This is a genomic window from Bradyrhizobium sp. DOA1 (genome assembly GCF_001593325.1).
Classification (GTDB): Bacteria; Pseudomonadota; Alphaproteobacteria; order Rhizobiales; family Xanthobacteraceae; genus Bradyrhizobium.
On record NZ_JXJM01000001.1, the window covers coordinates 4,515,036 to 4,517,154 of the forward strand.

Below are 2,119 nucleotides of genomic sequence, written 5' to 3' on the forward strand. Positions count from 1 at the left end.
CCTCCGAAGCTCCGGCCACGGTGGTCGCGAGCCGCTGGGAGCGGTCGGCGGTCGACGTCAGCGTCGAGGCGGAAGCCTCCAACTGGGTCGAGGCCGACGACACCGTCTGGACGATCTCGCCGATCATGGTTTCGAATTCGCGGGTGATGTTGTCGACGCGGCGGCCGCGCTCGATCTTGGCTTCGGCGTCGGCCGCAGCGGCTTCGTCGGCAGCCTTCTTGGCGATCAGCGCCTCCTTGAAGATCTGAAGCACGTCGGCCATGGCGCCGATCTCCGTCTTCTCGCCCCGGTGCGGCACTTCGGCGGACAGGTCGCCCTTGCCCAGTGCCTGCATCGGTTCGGTGATTGAGTTGATGCCGTTGGAGACGTCACGGACCAGATAGAAGCTGAGACCGAAACCGGCGATGACCGCGGCGGCGAGGATGATCGAGACTAGCATGAAGGCGAAGTAATAGCTGTCGGCTGCATCCTTGGCAGCCTGGTCACCGCCCTTGGTATTGAGCTCGATGTCCCGGTTCAGGATCTCGTCTGCCTTGAGCCCGATCTTGTTGACTTTGATATTGAGCTCATGGGCGTCGTGCGGGACCTTGCCCGCCTCCTTGCGCGACAGCGCCATCACTTCCTGAGTACCGGACTTGTACTCATCCCAAACCTTAGACCATTCGTTGTATAGTGCGCGTTCCTCCGGCGAGGTGATCATCGGCTCGTACTTCTGGCGGAACTTGGTGTTGGCTTCCACCACGGTCGCCAGTGTCTTCTCGTTCGTGAGCTTCTCTTCCAGAGTCTCGGCGAGCATGTGTTCGCGGATCACGTTGCGATAGGTGATCACCCCGGCACGCAGGTCGCCAAGTACCCGCACGCTCGGCAACCAACTCGTGGTGATGTCGGTGGTGTTGGCGTTCATGGACCGCATCTTCATGACGGCGAGGAGGCCCATGCCGGTCATCGCAACCAGCAGGAACGCCACGACACTGATGATCTTGGCGCGAATGGAAATGGTGGCGAGCATCGTTGGGATCTCTTTGTACTGAAGCCGGCGCGCGTCCGGGAATTACGAATCAACCAAAGGGAGCAGCGCCGACATCCAACACCAGAGCACCTGAGCAGATGTTAACTACGCCTCCGTACGAGTACGGAAGCCAGAAAGAAATGAATGGGCAGCTAAAAACGCCCTGCGCTCAGCGCATGAGCCCAAGCGCGTCGGTGAAAAACTCTGCGCCGCCGAAGTTTCCCGACTTCAGAGCGAGCAGCATCTCGCCCGCCTTTGCACCGACAGCACGCAGCACCGGAACTCCCGCCGCAATTTCCACTCCGACGAGAAACCCAGGAATCTTCAACCGATCGACCACGGCACCGGACGTCTCGCCGCCGGCAACGACCAGGCGCCTGACGCCCGACTGCACCAGCCCTTCGGCGATATCGGCCATGGCCTGCTCTATGGCGTGGCCGGCAGCGTCCCGGCCGTGGCGCGACTGAACGGCGGCGACGGCCTCGGGCGTCGCGCTCGACGAGATCAGAACGGGACCATCCGCCAGCTGCGGCCGGGCCCAGGCGAGCGCGCGCTGCGCTTCGCCACCGCCCGCGACGATTTGCTCGGGATCGAGGTGCAGCACCGGCATGACGCGCTCGGCATTGGCGATCTGCTGAAGCGTTGCCTGCGAGCAACTTCCGGCAAGGCAGGCCGCCGGGCCGCCGACGGCCGCGCCGGTCTCGCTGCTCGCTTCGGCCGCCTTGACCTTGCCCGTCGAGACCAGCGCCCGCGCGAGCCCGAGGCCGATGCCGGAGGCGCCGACCGATAGCCGATGCTCGGCGGCAACGAGCCCGATGGTCTCGAGGTCGCGCTCGAACACGGCGTCGATGATCGCGGCGCCGATGCCCTTGCCCGCGAGTTCGGCCAGCCGCGCCCGGACCGCATCCGTGCCGCGGGTGACAGTGGCGAGATCGACGAGGCCCACTTGCGTCTTGCTCTGGCGCGCCAGCACGCGCGCCAGATTGGAATCCCGCATTGGATTGAGCGGATGATCCTTCAACGGGCTCTCGTTCAACGGCACGGCGCCGACGAAGAGGTTGCCCTGGTAGACGGTGCGGCCGGTCTCCGGGAAGGCCGGCGTCACCAGCA

The 2,119-nt window shown here is 64.6% G+C and carries 2 protein-coding genes; both read right to left on the minus strand.

The genetic code is table 11. The features are described from left to right. Positions 1-1,009 (minus strand): MCP four helix bundle domain-containing protein (locus tag SE91_RS21175; RefSeq protein ID WP_156490035.1); only part of this gene is annotated, 1,009 nt, incomplete at its 3' end. Between the two features lie 169 nt (positions 1,010-1,178). Next, positions 1,179-2,119, minus strand: a 941-nt coding sequence (gene otnK, locus SE91_RS21180; protein WP_245318486.1) for a 3-oxo-tetronate kinase, incomplete at its 5' end; no start/stop codon positions are given.